This is a genomic window from Pantoea sp. SIMBA_079 (assembly GCF_046940275.1).
GTDB lineage: Bacteria > Pseudomonadota > Gammaproteobacteria > Enterobacterales > Enterobacteriaceae > Pantoea > Pantoea borealis.
This window is the reverse complement of sequence record NZ_JAWRYR010001038.1, coordinates 1-228: the sequence shown is the minus strand read 5'-3', so window position 1 is coordinate 228 and position 228 is coordinate 1. Positions and strand designations below refer to the sequence as shown.

The window sequence follows — 228 nt, the reverse complement described above, 5'->3', positions numbered from 1 at the left end:
AATCCGTCTGGAAGATCGCGCGGTAAAAGGCACGGTGCATAACGTTGGCAAAGAAAAAGTCGGCGTGCTGGATCTTCCGGGTTTCTATGTTGGTCTGACTGACGATGTCACAGTACAGCTGCAGAAACTGCAAAAGCAAAACGTTGACAGCGTGGTTATCGACCTGCTGACCAATGGCGGCGGTGCACTGACTGAAGCGGTGTCACTCTCCGGCCTCTTCATTCCGGG

1 protein-coding gene is annotated in these 228 nt (G+C 53.5%); it reads left to right on the top strand.

Annotation, left to right across the window (positions count from 1 at the left end):
* On the top strand, positions 1 to 228 hold a 228-nt coding region (locus tag SB719_RS23075; RefSeq protein ID WP_412160178.1), incomplete at both ends, for a S41 family peptidase.